General features: G+C 35.3%; 22 protein-coding genes. 11 read left to right on the forward strand and 11 right to left on the reverse strand.

Annotated elements, in window-relative coordinates:
* The first annotated feature begins 34 nt into the window (after window positions 1–34).
* Together prfB and UtA1_RS06650 are read left to right on the forward strand one after the other, a co-directional pair.
* Window positions 35–1,145, forward strand: a protein-coding gene (prfB, locus tag UtA1_RS06645; protein WP_184656240.1) for a peptide chain release factor 2 whose coding sequence is annotated in 2 segments (ribosomal slippage) — window positions 35–94 and window positions 96–1,145 — 1,110 coding nt in all. Because the reading frame shifts where the segments join, the coding sequence is not laid out codon by codon here.
* Between the two features lie 19 nt (window positions 1,146–1,164).
* On the forward strand, window positions 1,165–1,464 hold the full coding sequence (locus UtA1_RS06650) for a hypothetical protein (protein ID WP_096550464.1): 300 nt from the start codon (window positions 1,165–1,167) through the stop codon (window positions 1,462–1,464).
* A 685-nt stretch (window positions 1,465–2,149) separates the two neighbouring features.
* Here UtA1_RS06650 and UtA1_RS06660 read toward each other — a convergent pair.
* Genes UtA1_RS06660 through UtA1_RS06670 form a run of 3 tightly spaced genes read right to left on the reverse strand, consistent with a single transcriptional unit; the run spans window position 2,150 to window position 5,277 of the window.
* Window positions 2,150–3,766, reverse strand: a complete 1,617-nt coding sequence (locus tag UtA1_RS06660; RefSeq protein ID WP_172597846.1) for a YndJ family protein — start codon at window positions 3,764–3,766, stop codon at window positions 2,150–2,152.
* On the reverse strand, window positions 3,753–4,367 hold the full coding sequence (locus UtA1_RS06665) for a DUF4166 domain-containing protein (RefSeq protein WP_096550467.1): 615 nt from the start codon (window positions 4,365–4,367) through the stop codon (window positions 3,753–3,755). The genes UtA1_RS06660 and UtA1_RS06665 overlap by 14 nt, the downstream gene beginning before the upstream one ends.
* Window positions 4,368–4,371: 4 nt before the next feature.
* The gene (locus UtA1_RS06670) at window positions 4,372–5,277 is read right to left on the reverse strand and encodes a DoxX-like family protein (protein ID WP_096550468.1); all 906 of its coding nucleotides are present in this window, start codon (window positions 5,275–5,277) and stop codon (window positions 4,372–4,374) included.
* Between the two features lie 300 nt (window positions 5,278–5,577).
* Between UtA1_RS06670 and UtA1_RS06675 the strand changes: the two genes are divergently transcribed.
* Window positions 5,578–6,165 carry a PepSY domain-containing protein gene (locus UtA1_RS06675; protein ID WP_096550469.1) on the forward strand — a complete coding sequence of 196 codons (588 nt, stop codon included), beginning with the start codon at window positions 5,578–5,580 and terminating at the stop codon, window positions 6,163–6,165.
* Between the two features lie 184 nt (window positions 6,166–6,349).
* Here UtA1_RS06675 and UtA1_RS17095 read toward each other — a convergent pair whose 3' ends face one another.
* Both UtA1_RS17095 and UtA1_RS06680 read right to left on the reverse strand, forming a co-directional pair.
* Entirely contained in the window at window positions 6,350–6,490 is a 141-nt protein-coding gene (locus tag UtA1_RS17095) for a hypothetical protein (RefSeq protein WP_232019912.1), read from the reverse strand.
* Window positions 6,491–6,539: 49 nt separating this feature from the next.
* Complete coding sequence (locus tag UtA1_RS06680; protein WP_172597848.1) at window positions 6,540–7,520, reverse strand: S-layer homology domain-containing protein; 981 nt, start codon at window positions 7,518–7,520, stop codon at window positions 6,540–6,542.
* 976 nt (window positions 7,521–8,496) lie between these two features.
* On the opposite strand from UtA1_RS06680, the gene UtA1_RS06685 reads away from it, so the two are divergent.
* A complete protein-coding gene (locus UtA1_RS06685; RefSeq protein ID WP_096550471.1) occupies window positions 8,497–8,907 on the forward strand; it encodes an S-layer homology domain-containing protein in 411 nt (136 codons plus the stop codon).
* Window positions 8,908–9,057: 150 nt separating this feature from the next.
* Here the strand turns inward: UtA1_RS06685 and UtA1_RS06690 are convergent, their stop codons facing one another.
* Entirely contained in the window at window positions 9,058–10,329 is a 1,272-nt protein-coding gene (locus UtA1_RS06690; RefSeq protein WP_096550285.1) for an IS4 family transposase, read from the reverse strand.
* A 238-nt stretch (window positions 10,330–10,567) separates the two neighbouring features.
* On the opposite strand from UtA1_RS06690, the gene UtA1_RS06695 reads away from it, so the two are divergent.
* The gene (locus tag UtA1_RS06695) at window positions 10,568–13,402 is read left to right on the forward strand and encodes a beta strand repeat-containing protein (RefSeq protein WP_096552434.1); all 2,835 of its coding nucleotides are present in this window, start codon (window positions 10,568–10,570) and stop codon (window positions 13,400–13,402) included.
* A 128-nt stretch (window positions 13,403–13,530) separates the two neighbouring features.
* Here the strand turns inward: UtA1_RS06695 and tnpC are convergent, their stop codons facing one another.
* Genes tnpC through tnpA form a run of 3 tightly spaced genes read right to left on the reverse strand, consistent with a single transcriptional unit; the run spans window position 13,531 to window position 15,848 of the window.
* Window positions 13,531–15,126, reverse strand: a complete 1,596-nt coding sequence (gene tnpC, locus UtA1_RS06700; RefSeq protein WP_096550472.1) for an IS66 family transposase — start codon at window positions 15,124–15,126, stop codon at window positions 13,531–13,533.
* Between the two features lie 49 nt (window positions 15,127–15,175).
* Entirely contained in the window at window positions 15,176–15,532 is a 357-nt protein-coding gene (tnpB, locus tag UtA1_RS06705; RefSeq protein ID WP_096550473.1) for an IS66 family insertion sequence element accessory protein TnpB, read from the reverse strand.
* Window positions 15,522–15,848 (reverse strand): IS66 family insertion sequence element accessory protein TnpA, encoded by a 327-nt coding sequence (tnpA, locus tag UtA1_RS06710; protein WP_096550474.1) that lies wholly within the window; start codon window positions 15,846–15,848, stop codon window positions 15,522–15,524. Before tnpA ends, tnpB begins: the two co-directional genes overlap by 11 nt.
* A 77-nt stretch (window positions 15,849–15,925) precedes the next feature.
* Here tnpA and UtA1_RS06715 point away from each other — a divergent pair, with 77 nt between their 5' ends.
* From UtA1_RS06715 to UtA1_RS06725, 3 genes are all read left to right on the forward strand, one after another.
* Window positions 15,926–16,477 (forward strand): SdrD B-like domain-containing protein, encoded by a 552-nt coding sequence (locus UtA1_RS06715; RefSeq protein WP_096550475.1) that lies wholly within the window; start codon window positions 15,926–15,928, stop codon window positions 16,475–16,477.
* 68 nt (window positions 16,478–16,545) lie between these two features.
* Window positions 16,546–17,082: a hypothetical protein gene (locus tag UtA1_RS06720; RefSeq protein WP_096550476.1), complete on the forward strand. Its 537-nt coding sequence runs from the start codon at window positions 16,546–16,548 to the stop codon at window positions 17,080–17,082.
* 20 nt (window positions 17,083–17,102) lie between these two features.
* On the forward strand, window positions 17,103–17,669 hold the full coding sequence (locus UtA1_RS06725) for a YheC/YheD family protein (protein ID WP_096550477.1): 567 nt from the start codon (window positions 17,103–17,105) through the stop codon (window positions 17,667–17,669).
* A 37-nt stretch (window positions 17,670–17,706) separates the two neighbouring features.
* On the opposite strand, the gene UtA1_RS06730 is transcribed toward UtA1_RS06725, so the two are convergent.
* Window positions 17,707–19,062, reverse strand: a complete 1,356-nt coding sequence (locus tag UtA1_RS06730; RefSeq protein WP_096550478.1) for a transposase — start codon at window positions 19,060–19,062, stop codon at window positions 17,707–17,709.
* Window positions 19,063–19,373: 311 nt separating this feature from the next.
* On the opposite strand from UtA1_RS06730, the gene UtA1_RS06735 reads away from it, so the two are divergent.
* The 3 genes from UtA1_RS06735 (at window position 19,374) to UtA1_RS06745 (ending at window position 20,898) form a co-directional block, all read left to right on the forward strand.
* Window positions 19,374–19,616 carry a PepSY domain-containing protein gene (locus UtA1_RS06735; protein ID WP_408647328.1) on the forward strand — a complete coding sequence of 81 codons (243 nt, stop codon included), beginning with the start codon at window positions 19,374–19,376 and terminating at the stop codon, window positions 19,614–19,616.
* Between the two features lie 406 nt (window positions 19,617–20,022).
* Window positions 20,023–20,763: an SDR family NAD(P)-dependent oxidoreductase gene (locus UtA1_RS06740; protein WP_096550479.1), complete on the forward strand. Its 741-nt coding sequence runs from the start codon at window positions 20,023–20,025 to the stop codon at window positions 20,761–20,763.
* 66 nt (window positions 20,764–20,829) lie between these two features.
* Window positions 20,830–20,898, forward strand: coding sequence for a hypothetical protein (locus UtA1_RS06745; RefSeq protein WP_096552438.1), 69 nt, complete (start codon window positions 20,830–20,832; stop codon window positions 20,896–20,898).
* Between the two features lie 90 nt (window positions 20,899–20,988).
* Here UtA1_RS06745 and UtA1_RS06750 read toward each other — a convergent pair whose 3' ends face one another.
* Window positions 20,989–21,183, reverse strand: coding sequence for a DUF5957 family protein (locus UtA1_RS06750; protein ID WP_096550480.1), 195 nt, complete (start codon window positions 21,181–21,183; stop codon window positions 20,989–20,991).
* Window positions 21,184–21,191: the final 8 nt, after the last annotated feature.

Genomic DNA, 21,191 nt, shown 5'->3' on the forward strand with positions numbered 1-21,191 from the left:
TTTCTTCAAATCTAATTAAATTGGAGGAGCTTTTATGGAATTATCTGATGTGCGAAATACTTTAGAAACTACAGCCGAAAAATTGGCGGATTTCAGGGGGTCTCTTTGACTTAGAAAACAAAGAAGCCCGCATTCAAGAATTAGAAGAAATCATGATGATGCCCGACTTTTGGGATGACCAAAATAAAGCGCAAAGCATCATTAATGAGGTAAACGGTTTAAAGGCCATCGTAAATGAATTAAATGATTTATTATCCACTCAAGAAAACTTAGAAATGACTCTTGAATTGTTAAAAGAAGAGCCTGATGAGGATCTTCAAGCAGAGCTTGTTCAGGAATTGAAAGAGTTTGAGGAGAAGTTAGAGAACTTTGAGTTACAGCTTTTATTAAGCGAACCATATGATAAAAACAATGCCATTTTAGAGCTTCACCCAGGAGCTGGAGGTACAGAGTCTCAAGATTGGGGTTCAATGCTTCTTCGTATGTATACTCGTTGGGCAGATAAACATGGCTTCAAAGTGGAAACCCTCGATTATTTACCAGGGGATGAAGCGGGTATCAAATCGGTGACATTGCTTATTAAAGGGCATAACGCTTACGGTTATTTAAAGGCGGAAAAAGGTGTTCATCGTTTAGTGCGTATTTCACCTTTCGATTCTAATGGTCGCCGTCACACATCCTTCGTTTCCTGTGAAGTGATGCCAGAGTTCAATAATGAAATTGAAATCGAGGTTCGCCAGGAAGATTTAAAAATAGATACGTATCGTTCCACAGGTGCAGGGGGGCAACACGTTAACACGACGGATTCTGCTGTCCGCATTACGCACATCCCAACAGGAATCGTTGTTTCTTGCCAAGCGGAACGTTCGCAAATTAAAAACCGTGAAAAAGCAATGAACATGTTAAAAGCAAAATTGTATCAATTAGAGATTGAAAAACAGGAAGCAGAACTTGCTGCACTTCGCGGTGAACAAAAGGAAATTGGTTGGGGTTCTCAAATTCGTTCTTACGTGTTCCATCCATATTCGATGGTAAAAGATCACCGCACGAATGTGGAGACTGGGAATGTGCAAGCGGTAATGGATGGCGATATTGACTTATTCATTAACGCTTATTTGCGCTCTCAAATCACAGCGAAGAATTAAATGATATAAGTAACAAAGTGTGCAAAATCATTTCATTGGTTTTGTGCACTTTTTATTTTTTTATTATCAAGCCGAAGCTTTAAGTAAAGTATTAATTGAAAAAATTAAAGAAGAAGAACAATTGTTGATTCATTATTATCAAGAGTATGAAAAAACTTTTGCTGAATTGAAAAAACTGGTGGATTTAGCGATTATTGATGATCAATTTACGGAAAAAGCCATTGTATCTTTAGCAGAAGGTGTGAACTACTCCCACTTAGCTTTGCTTGAAGTGGGAGCTTCTCAGTTCCGCGACGAAAGCCACCTTTCGTCTCCCTGAGCGTGACTTCGGGTCGTCCCAACCCTAGATATCCGACATTTCTACCTTGGCTATTTTACAAGTGGAAGGAATCTGCTTGGTTCTCGCCTATTCATTTGTCCACTCAACCACCATATAGCCACTTATCAAGAAACATATGATACATTCAGTTTATCATAAGATTTGGCTATCGCCAACCGACATTCATCTCCCACCTACTCATTGGGCTATCACCCTTCACATTCCTTGAGGATGGGAGACTTCTGTCGGAAAAAGTTAAATGTCAAATTTAAATATGAAACATTAGAAGAGTTTCAAGAATTTATGATAAGTGATGATGTGTTAGAACTATGAGTAAATTCCCATGTACTAGTTGTGGAGCATGTTGTGCATCGATCGATGGAATTGAATTTTTAAGTAAGTTTAATCAAAATGGCATTTGCGATAAATTGAAAAATAATCAGTGTTCGATTTATGAGTCGAGACCGCTATTATGTAGAATTGACGATTCTTATGATCAATTGTTTTCATCTTATATGACGAAACAAGAGTTTTACCGACTAAATGCTAAAGCTTGTAATGAATTGCAGGAAAAGTTAAATATTGATATAAAATTTAGAGTGCATATATAGAATAATCCATAATAAATTAGGGATTCTGTCGATATTTCGTTCATCGAGCAGAATCCCTTTTTAGTGAGAATTTATTATTGTTCGCCGTTTTTGAAATCACGATGATAAATCGCATATTTAATCTTTAAAAATGGTACGGAAAATATCCACATTTGATGTTTTGCGTAGAGGGTGCCATCCTCTCTTTCTTTAACATAAAAAGTTTCTTCTATTGGTAATGCTAGAATACGATTGTTCCAAACTAAATAGATGCCCGCATCTGAATTTGCCTCACTTTTTTTGCTAGATAAATGAAGAACATGGCCCATTTGATTGACCTCTAATATTCCGATCATCGATGACCAGGGAAGTGGCAAAGCAATGTTCATATAAGTACGGTCATTTGTTTTGTGCCACGAATATATCGCAATAAAAGTAACTTTCTCATGAATTTTTCTTACCCAAGCTCTAGGGCTTTTTCTACTATCTAATTCCTCTTTAATTTTCAATACATCCCCAGTCATTTCGATACGTTTCTTTGATAATGGGAGATTAATTTGTTGTACAACGGAGCTAATCAGACGATAAAGATATGCAAATGGCTTAAACCAACCCTTCCATTGAACTTCTGCAAACAGTCGGTAATCCATTGTATTTTCATAAAAGTCACGAATCATTGGTGATAGAGTGGATGTATTGATATGAGGTTCATAAATATTCATATCATCCACTAAACCTTTATGCGGTTTCGAATCACACTGAATTTTAGAAAGAACTTTTTCACCAATGATTATCGATCCTCGAATTTCACTAATCGGAAATGTCCAAGTTGTTGTATTTTCAGTAGGAACAGATATGAGCCACCCGATTAAACCGAATAAAGCAAACACTACGCAATTTAAAAAGCCATGAGTTTGCAGCATAAAAGGAATACCGATGGAAATAAAATTTGTTAAACGACCAAAGGCATATAAAAAGGAAAACAGAATCGTCACACCTAATGAGCCGAATGATAATACTATGAACATTTTTTGTAATCGTCTAGTAAAAGGCGCTCGACAAGTATAGAAAATCATCATATAAATTCCTATCATATAAAACACGACTGAAATCCATTCAATCCAGACAGAAAAAGTAATTCCGATGGCAAGGAGAATCAGAGAAATAATTAAAATACATGCAGCAAAGGAATATAATTTAGGTTTATAAATTCGACCAAGTAATCCATTAAAAACGGGCAGTAAAAAAGCTGCGTAATGAAAATGAACTGCCGTTAACCACGTGATAATTGGTGAAAAGCCAGTATCGATATTCGTAATATGAGTAAAGTACCACATACCACCAATCGATAAAAATACGAGGGCAATATCAATGGAAAACTCTTCGAAACGAATAAATCCTCTCGTTAAAAAACGATTCATTCCATAGAAAGCTACAATTAAAGTAAATAATAAATAAATTGCTGCAAGAAAAGCATCCCAACTAGATGGTTCTGTAATATGTAGCAGAACGACGGAAACATAAGCTGGGATTGAAAAATATGTATAGAAACGAGTGAACCAATCATTTTTTTTCTTAATCATTTGTAATGTAAGAGGAACATATACGACTTGAGCTACAGTGAGCATTAATAAATACAATGGTCCTTGTCCAAAGATAACAGCGACTAAAAACAAAATGATTGAAAAAGGTAGCCATTTATTCCAAGTCATTGTTGCTAAACTCTCCTTCATACATGAAAATAAGGCCAAACATTGGATTTTTCACTTCAACTTTTACATGAAAAACTTCATTATCTTCTATATATTTTTCTGTCACTGTTGCTAAGCCTTGAAAAATTCTAGGTAAAGGGAATTCAAATCTACCAATGACGAATCGCTGTTTTCTAGACTCAATTTTCAACTCTCCATTAGTAGAGACGGTAAATGCTAAATCTGAATAAAGTACACTTGGTTCACCTAAATAATCTTTAATTAAATTCCGTTCAGCATCAAAACTCATCAATGCATTAAAATACCTTTTCTTTGACCTAAAATAAAAAATTCTTTCCCAATGAATTTGTTCTTCACCATTTGCGCCAATCTTAGGTGTATTCAAAATGGTAAAAGGAATATTCGAACCATGTTCAGGATAAAGGAGTTTCCATTTAGTGCCTAACCAATAAATCGGGTAAAGAAATATCGGTCCTTTTTTAATGGTTTTCATTACTCCTGTTGCGTGAAAAGGTTTATTATTTGAAAATCCATATCTTTTTTGTAACATCGGATGCAATCTATAAAACTCTGTACCTAAAACTTTTTTATAAATTGACATTTAACTATCCTCTCTTTCTCTTACAGGAAATCGATGAAGGTACATCTTTGCTTATTACGAATCCGATAATTGTAATTAGCAATAGGCTCAAATTAAATGTTAATGGATTAAACGGAAAAGTTAATGAACTTGGTTTAGCTAAAATGGAAGTGATCGTAAGGAGAGGGAACAAGCTAATTTGCAAAAGATGCAATCTCCTTTTCTTTCTATAAAGTAACCAGATTAATCCGAAAGTAATTTCGGCTATTCCAGTAATCATTACAATGAAAGCACCTTTTTCATAAGATACATGAAATAAATTTATTACCATCAAAATTTCATCTTCATGCATATAGATGAGTTTCGGAATGAGTCCATGATAAAGCCAAATAAAACTAAATAGGTAAGTGATAAACCAGCTAATAAAAAAACGAAAATATTGTGAGGATGGATCTTCATCTTTCTCCATCCATCTTTTTAAAACATCAAAACTAAGCGCTGTAGCCCAACCCATTAATGGACGAAAAATGAAGTGGTCTAGTAAGCGTCCAAATTTACCATAACCCGCTTCATAATCATATTGTGTTAAAAAGGTAATGGAGTTACCATTAGGTATATATTTCCAAAAACCTTTCCCTTCTTTAATAGGAGATAGTTTATTATCTGTTCCGAAATGTAATGAAGAAGATCTTTCGCCATTTGTACTTTCATGACTGCCAGCAGTAATCCCCCATCCTTCTATCGTTAATCCAAACCCAAGATTTCGTTTATATGAAAAATGTTGAGGTTCATTTTCCTTTTTTGGTAAATATGTAATGGAAGAAAAACGGAGATCCCATTTTTCATGCAGGCTAGGCGTTTGCGTTGCGTTCCATAACTTTTCCATTTCTGTATCAATCTCTACTTCCACATAAATAGGCTTACTTTTCATATTCGAATGCCTCCTTTATTTTCCAGGAAATTGAAGCTTTCATATTAAGGATAGTATAGCATGGCACTATTTGGTATTGAAGAAACGGAAAGCAGTAAATTTGCCCCCTAGTCTTTTATCGATGGATTGCAGCGCCAAAGATCATAAGTAAAGGTTTAAATTTTATTTGACGATAAACTTAAAATTCTTAGTATACATTGCAAATAATATTACAAAATAAGAAACAAGAATTTAAGCTATATTCAACAATGATAGGAGAGAATGGAAATGTTCAAAAAATAGACTCTAGCTGTAATTACAATGTTTTTAATAACAGCATGTGGAAATAATGCGACAACAGAGGATGATACTGCAACAGATCAACCAGAAAGTATTGCGAACACTGAAAATAATATAAGCGAGGATGAAGAAGCAACTGTTGCGAATAAAGTAAACAATAATACTGTTGACGTTACAAATCCAACAGTTTCTATGACAGAGGCAGTGGACATCTTTAAACAATCTTATCCAGATGCAAAGATTGAATCGATCGAATTAGATACAGATTCTTCTGGTCGATTACATTATGATATCGATGGTTTTGATGGAACAAAAGAATATGATGTAGAAATTGATGCAACAACAAAGGAAATCATTGTAAATGAAGTTGAAAGGGAAAGAACTTCTGATGAAGCTATCGATTTTTCAGCTATTATTGACCCAGCGGAAGCTATTGAAATTGCTTCAACAAAAACCGAAGTAGAAGGACTTTCTGCAACAGGTTGGACACTAGAAGTGGAGAATGGAAAACAAATATATACAGTTGAATATGAAAGGAACAATTCTGATATCGACATTAAAATCGACGCAACAAATGGAGAAATTTTAGAAGTGGATATGGATGATTGAACAAGAGAAAGAAATGTAAGTTAATGGATGCCGGGACAAAAGTATAAACTCATTATTTTCTCTTAAGAGAAAATGATGAGTTTTTTTGAAGATAGTGTAAATGATGCGGTGTTTTTATTTTCATTTAATGAGTTGTAAATTTACTTAAAACTTGGTAAATCGTATAATTAAATGGGATATATAATTATAGATAAATATCAACACCAAATAAATAATATTTTCGTTGCATTCCAGAAGGGAAATGAGCCACTAAATAATATCCATCTTGATTATCTACTGTAAAATGGATTTTATTTCCTTCTGTTCGAAAATTTACCTCGCTCAAATCGACTGGTTTCATGTCCTTTGAATATAATTCAAAATTAACATCTACTTTATAAAAATTGAAAGGATACCAATCCTCCGTGGGAACTAAATAAGGAAAAGTATCTCGCACTTCCAATAATCTTATAATATCTATCCCAAGAATTACTTTCAGATAAGTAAGTAGGGACTTGTAAAGCGGAGACAGAAACAATATCTTCACCTTCAGTTTTTCCAGTAAACGTAATAATTCGACTGTCATAATCATATTCCCAATCAAATATTGGATTCACTGTATATTTCATATGTTCTTCGTATGAATGAATATTAGGATTCAGGTACGATTTTGTTCCATATACATTAACTACATCAAGTTTAAATTTACCTGGAACTTTTATTTTGTCTTTTAATATTTCTACTTTAGGTTTTCCTGTTTTTTTAAAATTTTCTGCACGAGTTACAAAGAGAGATAATTGCTGACGAGTTACCTTATCCCCTGGGGAGAAAGTTTTATAGGAAGTTCCAGAAGTGATGAAGAACGAATAAAGTGAGTTTATATATGAATAGTTATCATCTCTTTTTTTCACATCTTCAAAAGGAAGAAATGCAGGGCCTTCAGGTAAATCGAAGCTAAGACTTAATATTTTAGCCATTTGGGTACGTGTAATAGGATTGTTAGGTTTAAAAGTGCCATCTGGATACCCATTAATAATCCCCTTATCGGCTAAAACTTTTATGTATGGATAAAATGAATCGGTATTAGGAACATCTTTAAAAGGTGAAGGTTCGCTTACATCGGAAGCTTTCAATTCCAAAGCGCCAGCAATAATCTTTGCTGCTTGGCCTCTTGTAACACTTGCATGAGGTTTAAATGTCCCATCTTTATAACCTGAAATAACGCCTCTTTCCGCTAGTTGATAAATTGCTTGTCCCGCTTCAGAATTGCGATTAACATCTTTAAACGTGATTGTTTGCGCAAAACTACTATTTGGAATTGTAAATAATAAAGCGAATAAAACAATCAGCATAGAAATAAATCTTTTTCTAATCATTCCAAGCCCTCCAGTAAAAGTTATTAACATTTACATTATACAAATAATTTGAGTGTCAGGCATGATTACTTAAGAGAATAGTAAAAATGAAGAGGCTGATTCGTTAATTCGAATAATGTTGAACAGATAAATTAGAAAAACACCTCCATTTTTTTACGGAGGTGTTTTAATGTCTCGATAATAGGTTCTATAGTTGTGCAAACTTCATATAAATATGATGGTGCCATTGCATCTTTAACAAATACAGCAATATTAATAGTTACCAATAGAAAACATCTCGTTTGCTCCCGTTCAACGTAATCACATGGCAAAAATTATTGCTACTTGTTTTTAGGCAACGACACCATTCATTAAATTTGACGGATAAAGTATACAAAGGTTTCATAAAAAACTGTATTTAAAGAAGTATAAATTAAAATACGACATAATTTAGTGAAAGAGAGATATGCAATTACTTCGTTGTTCAACGTTCAATGATTCTTTGAGCGTTTTTTATTTGGCATAATATGATTTCCCATTATAGTGGTTACTTTTAAGTATTGTAATATTCTGACTTTTGTTACTATTGATTAATGAAGTATAAAAGTTGTGTTCTTGAGCATTCTAAAAGGATTTTTCATTGTATAAATGGTATCAAAATCTTAATATTGAAATATTTTACAAGTTAATTAGAATTATATTTATGGTGAACAATTGAGTGAATTAGGAAATTGTTTGTGCGAATTTACCCCCTTTTTTATCATTCTATAGTAATAAAACATTTTTCTACATTAATCGACAGTAATAAACTTGCATATTGTTTTAATCAGTTTTTGATCATATCGATACAAATATCCACTCTGTTTATCACTGTTTTAACGGTGTATAACATCACTATTCTTTTGCATTTATTTAGTTAAATTTGTTTGTTTAAATAGCTAATTCAAAAGCTATTTTACAATATTAAAATTTGGAAATTAGGAAGGAAGGATTTGGGTTGAAGAAAAAGTCTTACAAAAAGTATTTTAATGCTACCCTTGCAGCTGCAGTTGTAGCATCAGGAGCAGTTGTAGCAACTCCAACTGCTGAAGCAGCATCATTCCCAGACGTGAAATCATCCGATTACTTCAATGAAGCTGTTAAAAGTTTAACAGATCGTGGAATCATTAAAGGTTTCCCTGATGGAACATTCAAACCGTATCAAAATGTTACTCGTGGACAAGCAGCTAAAATTATCGCAGGTGTACTAGGATTAGATACTGTTAATGTTAAAAATCCAGGGTTTAGTGATGTTTCCACAACGAATGAATATTACGGTGCCATTGCTGCCCTAGCAAATGCCAATGTCATAAAGTTATTGAACCAAAAATTTACAGTTATTAGGCAACCACCGGTTGCCTCCTTTTAAAAATATTAAATCATCCTTTATAGCTTTAATCATTTTCTAAAGTTAGGTAAAAAAGGCAATAGAATGCCCGAGGCTTAAATATTTATTTTTTAAGCCCCTAATTTATTTACATTTAATAAACAAATAGGTTATATTTATCCTATGTATTGTTTATAGACACCTTTTTTGGTTTAGGGGATACTTTGTTGAGGACAGACCATTCCTTCGTGGGTAGCTTCTCCCAAACCGAATAGGTGTCTTATTTCTTATAATCACTTTCATGATTTTTGTAAACATTCTCTCTCTTTTGATTGGACAATCTTCTAATAATAAGTGAACCATCCTATCTTTTAATTTTCCTATTAAGATATTTGTGTTTACTTGATAATCATGTTTTCGTCTTTTTTTCTTACTCTCCTCATTAATTGTTTCATTGGCATCATTTCTCAATAAACTGACCATATTCGATAAATATATTGATGCATAGAAATCTTGTTCAATTGCGATTTTCGAACCACCCGTAAAATTTTCTATTTCGATTTTATTTTTCACGTTATTATACTCAGTTTCAATTCCCCAGCGTTTAAAATAAAGAGTTTTGAACTCAGAAATATTGAAGCCTTCCTCTATTAGATTTGTGACAAGTATTTCTTCTGTGTCAGAATCTAGTAAGAACCTAACTACACGAGCATTAACCACTTGGCCCTCATGTGTTATTTGTATAATTTGATCAGCTTTCTTCGCTTCGACAATTTCCTTTATCGTATTTTTTTGACATCGCATAAGATACTTGATGCCAATGGCATCTAAAAAAGCGATAAAATCTCTTGACGGATAACCTCTATCAAACAAAATTAGGTCGTTCTTCAATCCGGTTTGTACGAGTTCTTTAATCATATTCTTTGCACTATCTCGCTCAGCTACCTTATAAGGATCGATTTTAGAAGTTATTATAATCCCATTTTCAAGATCATAGATACAAGAGGCTCTAGCTCTTGCATAGCTTGACCTTTGATTTCTTCCATACCCAAAATAATTTCGAAGTTCCTCGGTGTCAGGTATTTGTAATACACTTCCGTCAATTGCGCAAAGCCTAAATCCACGATAAGTTTTAAAAGAATTTTCTTCATAATACCAATTAACAATCGCTTTTGAGAGTTTTACAAAAGCGAGGGGAGAAACCTTCTTTCGTGCAGCAGAATAGCCTTGTTTAGAAATACTAATATCTGATAAATTAAACTTGTCAAAAAAGTCGTCAAGTTCAATCTGAAGACTCTTTTTGACAAAATTTAAATTAAATAAAATTGTATTTTTGAAATTTAACTTCTTTTCTTTTCGCGTAAAGTACGTTTCCTTTGTTCGAGATTCAATCATAAACATCACATCATTCAGCATCTTTCGAGTAATCTCAATTGCCCCTAAAAAAGTACTTTTTGATTTCAAAAAAACCACCATCCTCGTTTTATTAACCAAAAATTGGCTTCTAAAACGATTTTGGTGGACTTTTTAAAAACACAAGAGTCTTATTACCTATCTTTGTGAATATTAAATTAAAAATTGGTATTTTAATAAACTTCCATTAATTGTAAATATAAGTTGATGACATTGAGCAAATGCTGGTATTATCAATGGATATCCAGATGGCACATTTAAACCAAATGCTCCCGTTCAACGTAATCACATGGCAAAAATTATTGCTACAGCCTTTAATTTAGAACCTTCTTCAAACGTAACAACACCGTTTACAGACTTAAATATCAAGGAATATGATGGCTACATTAAAGCACTATATGAACTTGGAATTACAACAGGAAACACTCCTACAACTTTCGGAGGAACTACTAATGTAACACGTGGTCAACTAGCTACATTCGTAGTTCGTGCTGAAAATGTGCAAGTTGAAACTGCAAATGAAATTTCGATTAAAATCTCTGATATTTCAGGAAATACAATCACAGCTGGTAATGAAAAATATGAAATTTCAAATGCATTACAAGGTCTTTTCAATACATCTAACAAAGCTGCATTAAAAGATGCAGTTGTAAAAGCAAAAGTCAACAATGGACAAATCGTTTCAGTTACCTCTCTTGAATTAAATGCAGCAGGAAAAGAGGGTGCATTGGTTACTTTAGACGCTAAAAATGCATCGATTGCTGGTGACTTGAAAGTAAATGCGGACTTCATTGCAGTGAAAAACTTAAAAGTGGATGGCAACATCACTTTAACAAATAAAGTATCTAAAGAATTTTCTGCTAGCGGAGTAACAGCGAAAGGTGAATTAATCATAGCAGCTGCGAAAAACGAAGTGGCATCGCTTACTCCAGTTGCTGCAGAATTAACTGGTCCAAAAGTTAATTTAGAAAACGTTACTATTACAAAAGTAGAAGTTCAACGTGACGGTGTAGCAATTGCATCGAATTCAAAACTCCCTGAAGTAGTAGTAACAGCTTCCGTTTCAACAATTCAAATTGACGCTGATGTAACAAAAGTGATAGTTGACGTTGACGTAAAAATAACAGTTACTGGTACTGGTAACATCGATGAAGTTGCAATACAAAAAGCTGTAGAACTAGCACTTCAAGTAGCTGGAGAGGTAGCAAAACTTTCAGTAAACAATGAAAATGCAAAAGTTGAAGTTGGAACAAATGTTAAAATTCAAACAGTTGTAGTTCCAGAAGGTAAAACTGCTAACTCAGTAATCACAAACTACAACAGTGTAAGAAGTAATATTGATAAAGTAGAAGATTCTAAAGGAAATTCTGTAAGTACTGGAAGCTCCGGCGGAGGTGGCGGACGAGGCAAAAGTAGTAGTGGCTCAAGCGGTTCAGGAGGAAGTGATTCTGGAACTGGCGGTGACAAAGGCGACGAAGACACTGGAGATGATAAAGGTCAAGAACCAGGTGACAAAGACCCAGAGCCTGGCGACGGTGACACAGACGAAGGCGGCTCTGACGAAGGTGGCACAAATGATGGTGAAAATATTTACGGTAATTTAACACTAAAAAGTGCGATACTAAATGCAAGCACAGACACATTAACGATAGAATTTACTTTAACTAGCGGTGATGCATCAAAAATCAGTACCTTTGATAGTATTACAATAACGACATCAGGAGATTCTATTGAATTTACTTCAGGAGACATAGCAAATATAAAAACTTCTGGAGATAGTAGTATTGTAGTTATTATTAAGACAGATAGTAATGATGAAAAGAATCTATTCAGATATATTGGAGAAGTAATAACTAGAATTGCCTATCGTTTAGAAGGTGAAGAATATGTGAGTCAAATAAATGGAAAAGTGGAATTGACATCAATTAATGATGATAGTGACACAAATGATGGTGACACAAATGATGGTGGCGTAAACGACGGTGGCACTAACGAAGGTGACACTAACGACGGTGACACTAACGACGGTGACACTAACGAAGGTGGCGTAAACGACGGTGACACTAACGAAGGTGACACTAACGAAGGTGACACTAACGAAGGTGACACTAACGAAGGTGACACTAACGAAGGTGGCACTAACGACGGTGACACTAACGAAGGTGACACTAACGAAGGTGGCGTAAACGACGGTGACACTAACGAAGGTGGCGTAAACGACGGTGACACTAACGAAGGTGACACTAACGAAGGTGGCGTAAACGACGGTGACACTAACGAAGGTGACACTAACGAAGGTGGCGTAAACGACGGTGACACTAACGAAGGTGACACTAACGAAGGTGACACTAACGACGGTGACACTAACGAAGGTGGCGTAAACGACGGTGACACTAACGAAGGTGACACTAACGAAGGTGACACTAACGAAGGTGGCGTAAACGAAGGTGACACTAACGAAGGTGACACTAACGAAGGTGACACTAACGAAGGTGACACTAACGAAGGTGGCGTAAACGACGGTGACACTAACGAAGGTGGCGTAAACGAAGGTGGCGTAAACGACGGTGACACTAACGAAGGTGGCGTAAACGACGGTGACACTAACGAAGGTGACACTAACGAAGGTGACACTAACGAAGGTGACACTAACGAAGGTGACACTAACGAAGGTGGCACTAACGAAGGTGGCACTAACGAAGGTGACACTAACGAAGGTGGCGTAAACGAAGGTGACACTAACGAAGGTGACACTAACGACGGTGACACTAACGAAGGTGGCGTAAACGACGGTGACACTAACGAAGGTGACACTAACGAAGGTGGCTCAAATGATGTAAATGTCCCAACAGCAATAGAAATTATTGATAGTAAAGTAACTATCACTTTTACAAACCCAATAAATGCAGAAAATCTGCCTGATATAATAGTTGGAGAATCGTTGGTAAAATCTGATATTGTTGAAGTTTCCGAGAATAACAAAGTGATTATTACATTTGATGAGACAATTGTTATAGAAGAAAATACAATAATAAAAATTGACGGTGTTAGATACAAAGTTATTAGATCTGCAGGTGATGATTCGTATAACTTAGAAAAAGTAGACGAATCGCAAGAAGATTAAAGAATAACAATAAAAGCATTGAGGCAATGCCTCAATGCTTTTATTGTCTATGAAAGGATGATTATAATGAATAAAAGTAAGCGTAAAATAACGCCCACGTGTTTTTTCGTAGGCGTTTATTATATGCTCTATTTAGTTTTATTTGGTACGCGACATTCTTCTGGAATTGTCTTCGACCAAGGAAGGAGTTGATCGATGGCTTCTACATCATTGTGATCTATCAATGGTAATTGTTCGAAAAGATAGGTTAAGTAGTTCAATGGATTTAATTGATTCTCTTTAGCTGTTTCGACAATGCTATAAATAATAGCGCTGGCTGATGCACCTTTCATCGATTGTGCAAATAGCCATGCCTTCCGGCCCATCACGAATGGTTTAATCGATCGTTCTGCACGATTATTATCGATTTCAAGTCGACCATCTTCTAAAAACACTATGAGCTTACTCCATTGATTTATACAATATGTAATTGCCTCTCCCAATTTGCTTTTTGGGGAAACATGAGGGCGTTTTGTTTTTAGCCATGCCAAAAAAGCGTCTAACACAGGTTTACTGTGTTCAAGACGGTATTCTTTGCGCTGTTCGGGAGTACAGTTCTCAAATTTTTCACTGATTTGTCTTTCAATCTGGAATAATTGATTACAGAATTGAATTCCTTCTGCAGCGGTTGATGATGTTTTATCCACATTGGCTGGTAATGCCTTCAGTGCTTCATCGAATTTTCGCCTTGCATGTGCCCAACACCCTACCAGTTCGACATCCTTTAATTCATGATATCCTGCATATCCATCTACATGCAGATATCCCTTAAATCCTTTTAGAAAAGCCTTCGGATGTTTACTGTGACGAGTCGTTTGATAATCATATAAGATGATTGGCGGTACGTCCCGTCCTGTTCGATACATCCACATATAAGACTTCGAATCCGCTTTTCGTCCAGGTTCTGCTAGAACTTGAAGTGTAGTTTCATCCGCATGTAGAATATCGTTTTCGAGTAATAGCTCATGCATCCGTTTATATAGAATGGAAAGCCAATTGGTTGCACCATAAATCATCCAGTTGGCGAGCGTTTGGCGTGATAAATACACACCGAATCGTTCCAACTGCTTTTCTTGACGATAAAGAGGCATTCCTTCCACGTATTTTTGGTTCATGATATAGGCCATAGCCGATGCAGATGCCAAACTTTTTGGGTAAATTGGTGTTGGCATTTTGGCTGTGACAATCGGTGTCTCGATTCCTTCCCGTTCACATTGACGGCAACTGTAAATATGTTGAACATGCTCAACGACTTTTACTTGAGCAGGAATAATCTTGATTTCTCTTCGTATTTCCGTACTCATTTCGTGTACGGTTCCACCGCAACACAAACAAACCTGCTCTTCTTCGGCTAAACGATAGTGAATCGTTTCCGTCGGCAAGTTCTCTAGTTTCGCATCGCGTTGTCCTACAGACTTCTTCCGTTTATAAGTAATGGTTTCAAGTGTAGGTTCTTCCACTTCTGTATCCGCTGTGATTTCAGCTTCATTAAAAAGAGGAAGTTCGAGTTGATCCGGATTCGTTTTTTCACTGGAAGCCCCAAATTTTTTATGTTGGCTAAGGCGGAATTGTTCTTCCAACCATTTGATTTTAGCCTGTAAGGCTTCATTTTGTTTTTTGAGTTCCGCATTTCTCGCTTGCAGTTCTTCAATTGTTGATTCATTGGTTTGTTTGTGTTTGTTCATAAGTTAAAGAATAAAGGAAAGGAATTGACAGGTCAATGTCAAATTCCTTTTAAACCATGATTTTAGCTGATACTTGTTCATGTGCTTGTTTTTGTTCAAATGAAAGACCATCGAGCAACCAACTGAATTGGCGGGGAGTGATGCACAAAGGGCCGGGAGTTCTTTCATCAGGCCATTGAAAGACCCCTTTCTCTAAACGACGATAGTACAACCAAAACCCATTGTGATCCCAATGGAGAATTTTCAATTTATCTCGTTTCCGATTACAGAAAACAAAGAGATTAGAAGAGAAAGGATTTAACTGAAAGCTCATTTGAACAATGGCTGCTAATCCATCAATCGACTTGCGTAAATCCGTTGCCCCCGCTGCTAAATAAACATGTTGAATGGGTGTTTTACTTAACATGTGTTTTCAGCACCTGAACCACTTCGTTGAAAAGGAGTGGATTGAAACCTTCTTTTACTTCGATGGAAAATTCTCCAATGTTAACGATGAGCGGGGAGTTTTTTTCATCCAACGGATGGGATACTTCAACAGTTAGCCATTGAGGGGAAGTCCGTGAAGTTTCAGTTGTCTCTAACTCTAGTCTTTTCATCCATTTATACATACTTTGATGACCTACTTGATTTTGTTTGCACCAAGCTTTTACACTTGACTCTCCACTAGATCGATAAGATTCAATTCGTTGTTGCCACAATTGTTTTCGTTCATCTGGGGACATAAAAATAAAAACCTCCTAACTTTTGATGTTGATCTCATTATCACAAAACATCAAAATGGTTAGAAGGTGTGGGATATTTGGCGCTTACGAATAAAAATAATTATTACGCAAATCGGACTAATTGGTATCCAATTAAAGCAGTAGGTCCTAACATTTCTAACTACATATACAATGATTTGAATCGAAATGGAGTTTACGATGTAGATGACCAACCTCTTATGAAAATCGCAGTAAAAATGACTCGTCCTGATGGAACTTGGGTTGTCCGACGTTCTAACTTAAATGGTTTTGCAAATTTCACACATTCATTAACAGAAGAAAAAGTCGACGTTTATGAGCCAGGCGAATATGTTTTTGAAGTAATTGTTCCTGATGGATGGGAAATTACAAGCAATAATAAAATTCAAACAGCTACTTATATGGAGGCTCCGCATACACGCCCAGGTATTATTGTTGATAAGGTTCCAGATCCAGTAGGTATTGCTCCAATACTAACAGTAAGTGGAATTGTAAAGAAAAGGGAAAAAGATGGAACGGTAAGCAACGCAACAACTAGTGACGTAGTTATTAAAGCAACTTCACCAGGCGGGAAAGAGCGAGAAGTTCCATTAGAGGAAGATGTCCATTAGAGGAAGATGGCAGTTACTCTTTTATTGCTGATGCAGGAAATTGGAAAATAAAATTTATATCGAAACTTATGGATGAAACTTATGAGAGAGTAATTAATGTAAATCGTGCACCTGTAAAAATATCTACAATTATTTTGGGAGATGAAGTAATTAAAGAAACAAAACCTAAGATTCATATTGTTGATTTTGAAGATATTACTCTTTCAACGATTCAAAAAATACCAAATGGGGTAGCTGGTTTAAATTGGACAAACTTTGTCGTGACACATAATAAGCTATATAAAGGTGAGGGATATACAAACGGTACCATTTCTGGAGAATTCGTAGCTTATAATTCTTCTGGGCATCCAGTAACAATTTCGTTAGAAGATGGATTTGACTTCTATGGTGGATATTTTAGTGTTGCTTGGTTAAATAACGCAGAAGGTGAAACTTTAGAAGTACGTGCATGGCGTGGAGAAAAATTAGTGGTTGATGAAGAATATACGCTGTCAGCATTAGGACCATTTTGGTTAGATGCGAATTACTACAATATTACTAAACTTGTGCTTTCAACGAAACACTATTGGCAATTCGTGGTTGATGATATAAAGGTTGGGGTTTAAATAAAGGGAGGTGAGCGGATATGTTAGTTGGAATATTAAAAGCATATAAAACTCCAACAATTATTGATAGAATGGCAGCTATGAACGTAAAAGAATTGAATGGCTCAGCGATTTTTTTTAATATTCATGATGTAGATTTTGAGAATGAAATTATAAAATGTAAACGTTTAGTCAATGGTGTCTGGAAGAGCGGGTATTCTGAATTTCCGGACGTTGTTTACAACGATTTACCACAAACAGATGCTACGCCGTACAAATTATATCGCAAACTGGAATCTAAAGGAATTCCATTCACAACTAAACGATTAGGAATAAGTAAGTCAGAATATCAACGTTTATTTGATAAAGGCTCGGTTATTCAAAAGCATTTGATTCCAACACATCATATCCAGTCTGCTGAAGAAGTTTTAATATATTGTGAACAGTATGAAAAAATTGCGTTAAAACCAAATTATGGACATAAAGGAAATGGCGTTAAGTTTATACACACTGAATGTGATGATAACTTTACAATTTATCATCATGATAAATTGAAAAATACATTTAATCGAATCAATTTCATAAATCATAGTTTTTCTGAAGTATAGAGTACCCCTATACTAAAAACTTCGTTTTTTTTTTTAATTATGCAACTTGGTTTTGTTGCTGTAATAAAGCATTAATTCGATCAACTGCTAGTTTGCAGGTATTATAAATTAACGTCACCAGATTGAAATGCATTTTTGCTTTCTTTCCTGTACGATGACGGACATTGTTTAATTGAAAGTATTCCTTTAAATAAGCGTTAACGCGTTCGACTGCTGTACGTTCTTGATAAAGCAGTTTCCATCGTTCTGTCCCACGTGCTGGATAGGTAAATTTACGGATATCTATATCACATTTGATTTTGAAAACTTTTTGGCAAAGGGTGTCTTCTCGTAATGGGCAAGTTGCACATTCCTTTGGACGTGTGAATTTTAATGTATTGTACTTAGCGTCAAAGCTGTCATATTGGTAACTATGTTCACGCACACAGGTTGGACGAAAATGTTCATCGAATCCTATATATTCTCCTTCTCGGCGAACGTTGTAAGGAATCACGACTCGCATGGACTGTGATACGGCTTGACGGTAAATAGGTTCAACATCATAACCAGCATCAAATATAGCTATTGTAAAATGACCGTTTCCTAAGTGATGAAGTTTTTTCAATAATGGAATCGCAGCTTTACAATCACTTAAATTACCTGAGGACATCAAACGAGTGATGATATATTGACTTTTCGTCGAAACAGCTAAATGGGCTTTATAACCAAACCAGAATGTATTTTTTCCTTTACTATTCTTTTTCACACCCCATTTTGGCTCAATCGGTACATCCTTCCAAAGGGTTTCTAATGGGATATCCAGCTGTTCTTTCAGTTCTTTTTCATAGGTTGATTGATTTCCTTTTTTCTCTACTTGTTCGGCTAACCAAACAGCTCGTTCAGCTTTCGTTTTACGACCACGTTTTTTAGGAGTTTTAGGTGCTTTCTTTTCTGATGGTGTGAAAGCATCACGAGCTTCAAAGTGACTCGCATCGATGGCGACATGTTCATCATTTAGAAAGCCTTCCAACATCGCTGTTTTGATGAGTGTATCGTTCATTTTCTCTAGCACATCTGATTCACTAATGACTTGAATCATGCGTGAATCAGAGCTTTCAGATGGTACGACATCAGACACAAGGAATCCACAGTCGAAACGAAATAAAGGATCATGGACCAAACGTTTGACTAAATCCTTGATAGTTGGAATACGTTCGACAATACGTATAATCAGCGATTGAATCATTGCACCATAATTCAATTCACGTGGTGCACCTTTCAATGTCTTTTTAGAAAACAATTGAAAAATAGGTTGAATGTCAATCACACTAAAAATGGCATCATAACGATGGGAACTTTCCATTTCTAATAATTGATGGATGTCAAAAAGAGAAATTTGTTTTACAATAGTCATAGGGTACTCACCTCTTTCGTATGGTTTGTTTGGTTACTTACCATTATAACGAAATTTGGGGAGGTACCCATTTTTTATTGTCTTGAATCCCTTGAAAATCAAGGGGTGAGAATTATGAAATTAACTCAGTTATGTTTAATAAAAACTTTATCGAAGCCACATTAATTTGAAATGGGAAATCATAATTCTTTTTATTTTTATTTGCATGTTCTAACGTGTATTCATCGTACAAGCAACCCCTATCGTACAGGAACCTAAAACTTATTAGTTGCATATTAATAAGTGACTTGATTTATGAGGGGGAGTTTCAGTTGAATCAGTTTCCATACGGTAATCAACCAATGTATAATCAACGAATTACAATGCAGCAAGCTCAAGAAATAGCACTTCAAAGAGTACCTGGAAGAGTTATGCATGTAGATATGGATTTAGAAAATGGTGTTTTAGTTTATGAAGTATTTATCATGACAGCAGAAGGAATGATATACGAAGTAGAAGTTCTTGCAAGAAACGGACAAATATTAAAAGTTGACCGAGAAAATGATTATGATTAATAAACAATCTTTAAAGAAGTGAGTTTTTTAAGAAATGAAGAGAACTTCAGTACCGAAATAGTAGTGTAAATCTGCTTATTTCGGTTTTTTTATTGTATAAATTGCTAAAAAAAGGAAGGGTATTGTGATTAAGAGAAGAAATTAGCCGTCGGTTATATAGAAGGAAACAAATTTGTATTAATTATGATAAATTTACAAAAGTTCATAAGAAGTTCGATTTTAAATGCAATTTTTTTTCTAGACTATTCCTATCGTTGATAAAAATTTAATGTCGCGTTTATACTATGAAAGTCCATGTAGTTGAATAAAAGATTGACCGAAAGGTGATAAGTGTAGGTATACAATGTTTACCACCAACAGTGGATTAAAAATAGAGATAAGATGAACATCAAGAGGAGTGTTTGGCATGCAAGGAAAAACAGCAATCATTACAGGTGGCGGAAGCGGATTTGGTAGGGAAACGGCAATTAAACTTGCCGAACGAGGTGCAAATATTAGTATTGTAGATGTGTCGAAGGAACAAGGAAATGAAACGGTAAAGCTATGTAAAGAAATAGGTGTAGATGCCATTTTTATTGAAGCGGACGTTAGTAAAGTGGAAGATGTAAAACGATACGTTGCTGAAACTGTAGAACGCTTTGGAAAAATTGATATGTTTTTCAACAATGCCGGTATATCAGGATCGGGTGTACTCACTTTAGAATGTCCCGATGATGAATTTGAGGCGATTGTGAACGTGAATTTAAAAGGTGCTTTTTACGGGCTAAAATATGTAGCGAATGAGATGTTAAAAACCGGCGGAGGTTCAATTGTGAATACTGCATCATTAGGTGGAGTTGTAGGTATCCCTACGCTAGGTGCTTACTCTGCAACGAAACATGCAATTATCGGTTTAACAAAAACGATCGCAGGGGAATATGGCAGAGAAAATATAAGAATCAATGCGATTGCTCCAGGTACGAATGAGACACCGATGGTAAAAGCATTTCCACCAGAAGCAATTCAAGCAATGGCGGAAGCAGTGCCAATGGGTAGACTAGGTCAGCCCCATGAAGTAGCTAATGTTGTAGCCTTTTTACTTAGTGATGAAGCATCCTATATCCACGGCGCAGTGATTTCAATTGATGGTGGAGCTGCGGCATTATAGTTATCCAATTATTTGATTTTAACATCTTGTAAACCAGGAACTTACCATAGGGGAAATACCGCTGCAATGATTAGACAAATGGGCTACGAAGGAACACCGACTGATTATATTGCCTTTTTAAAAACAATTAAATGAGGTTTAATGTTTTGAAAATTGTAAGAGGGCAGATTCGGATTATTGAATCTGCCTATAATTTTAAAATAAACTGAAAGTCTCGTAAGTTAATTACTGTGTTTTCAATTTTAGCTCATACATAGGTAGGATGATTGCGCATAAAATTGCTGTGTAGTAAGGTAAATATTTAATCCCCATCGGTACTTTAAATAATGTTATTGAGATAATACCAATAAAGCTCGATAATGCAATTCCTAATATAAATCCTCCAACTAAACCAACAATAATCGATAGAAATACTCTCATGTTAATTT

It is taken from the genome of Ureibacillus thermosphaericus, from assembly GCF_002370195.2.
Classification (GTDB): Bacteria; Bacillota; Bacilli; order Bacillales_A; family Planococcaceae; genus Ureibacillus; species Ureibacillus thermosphaericus.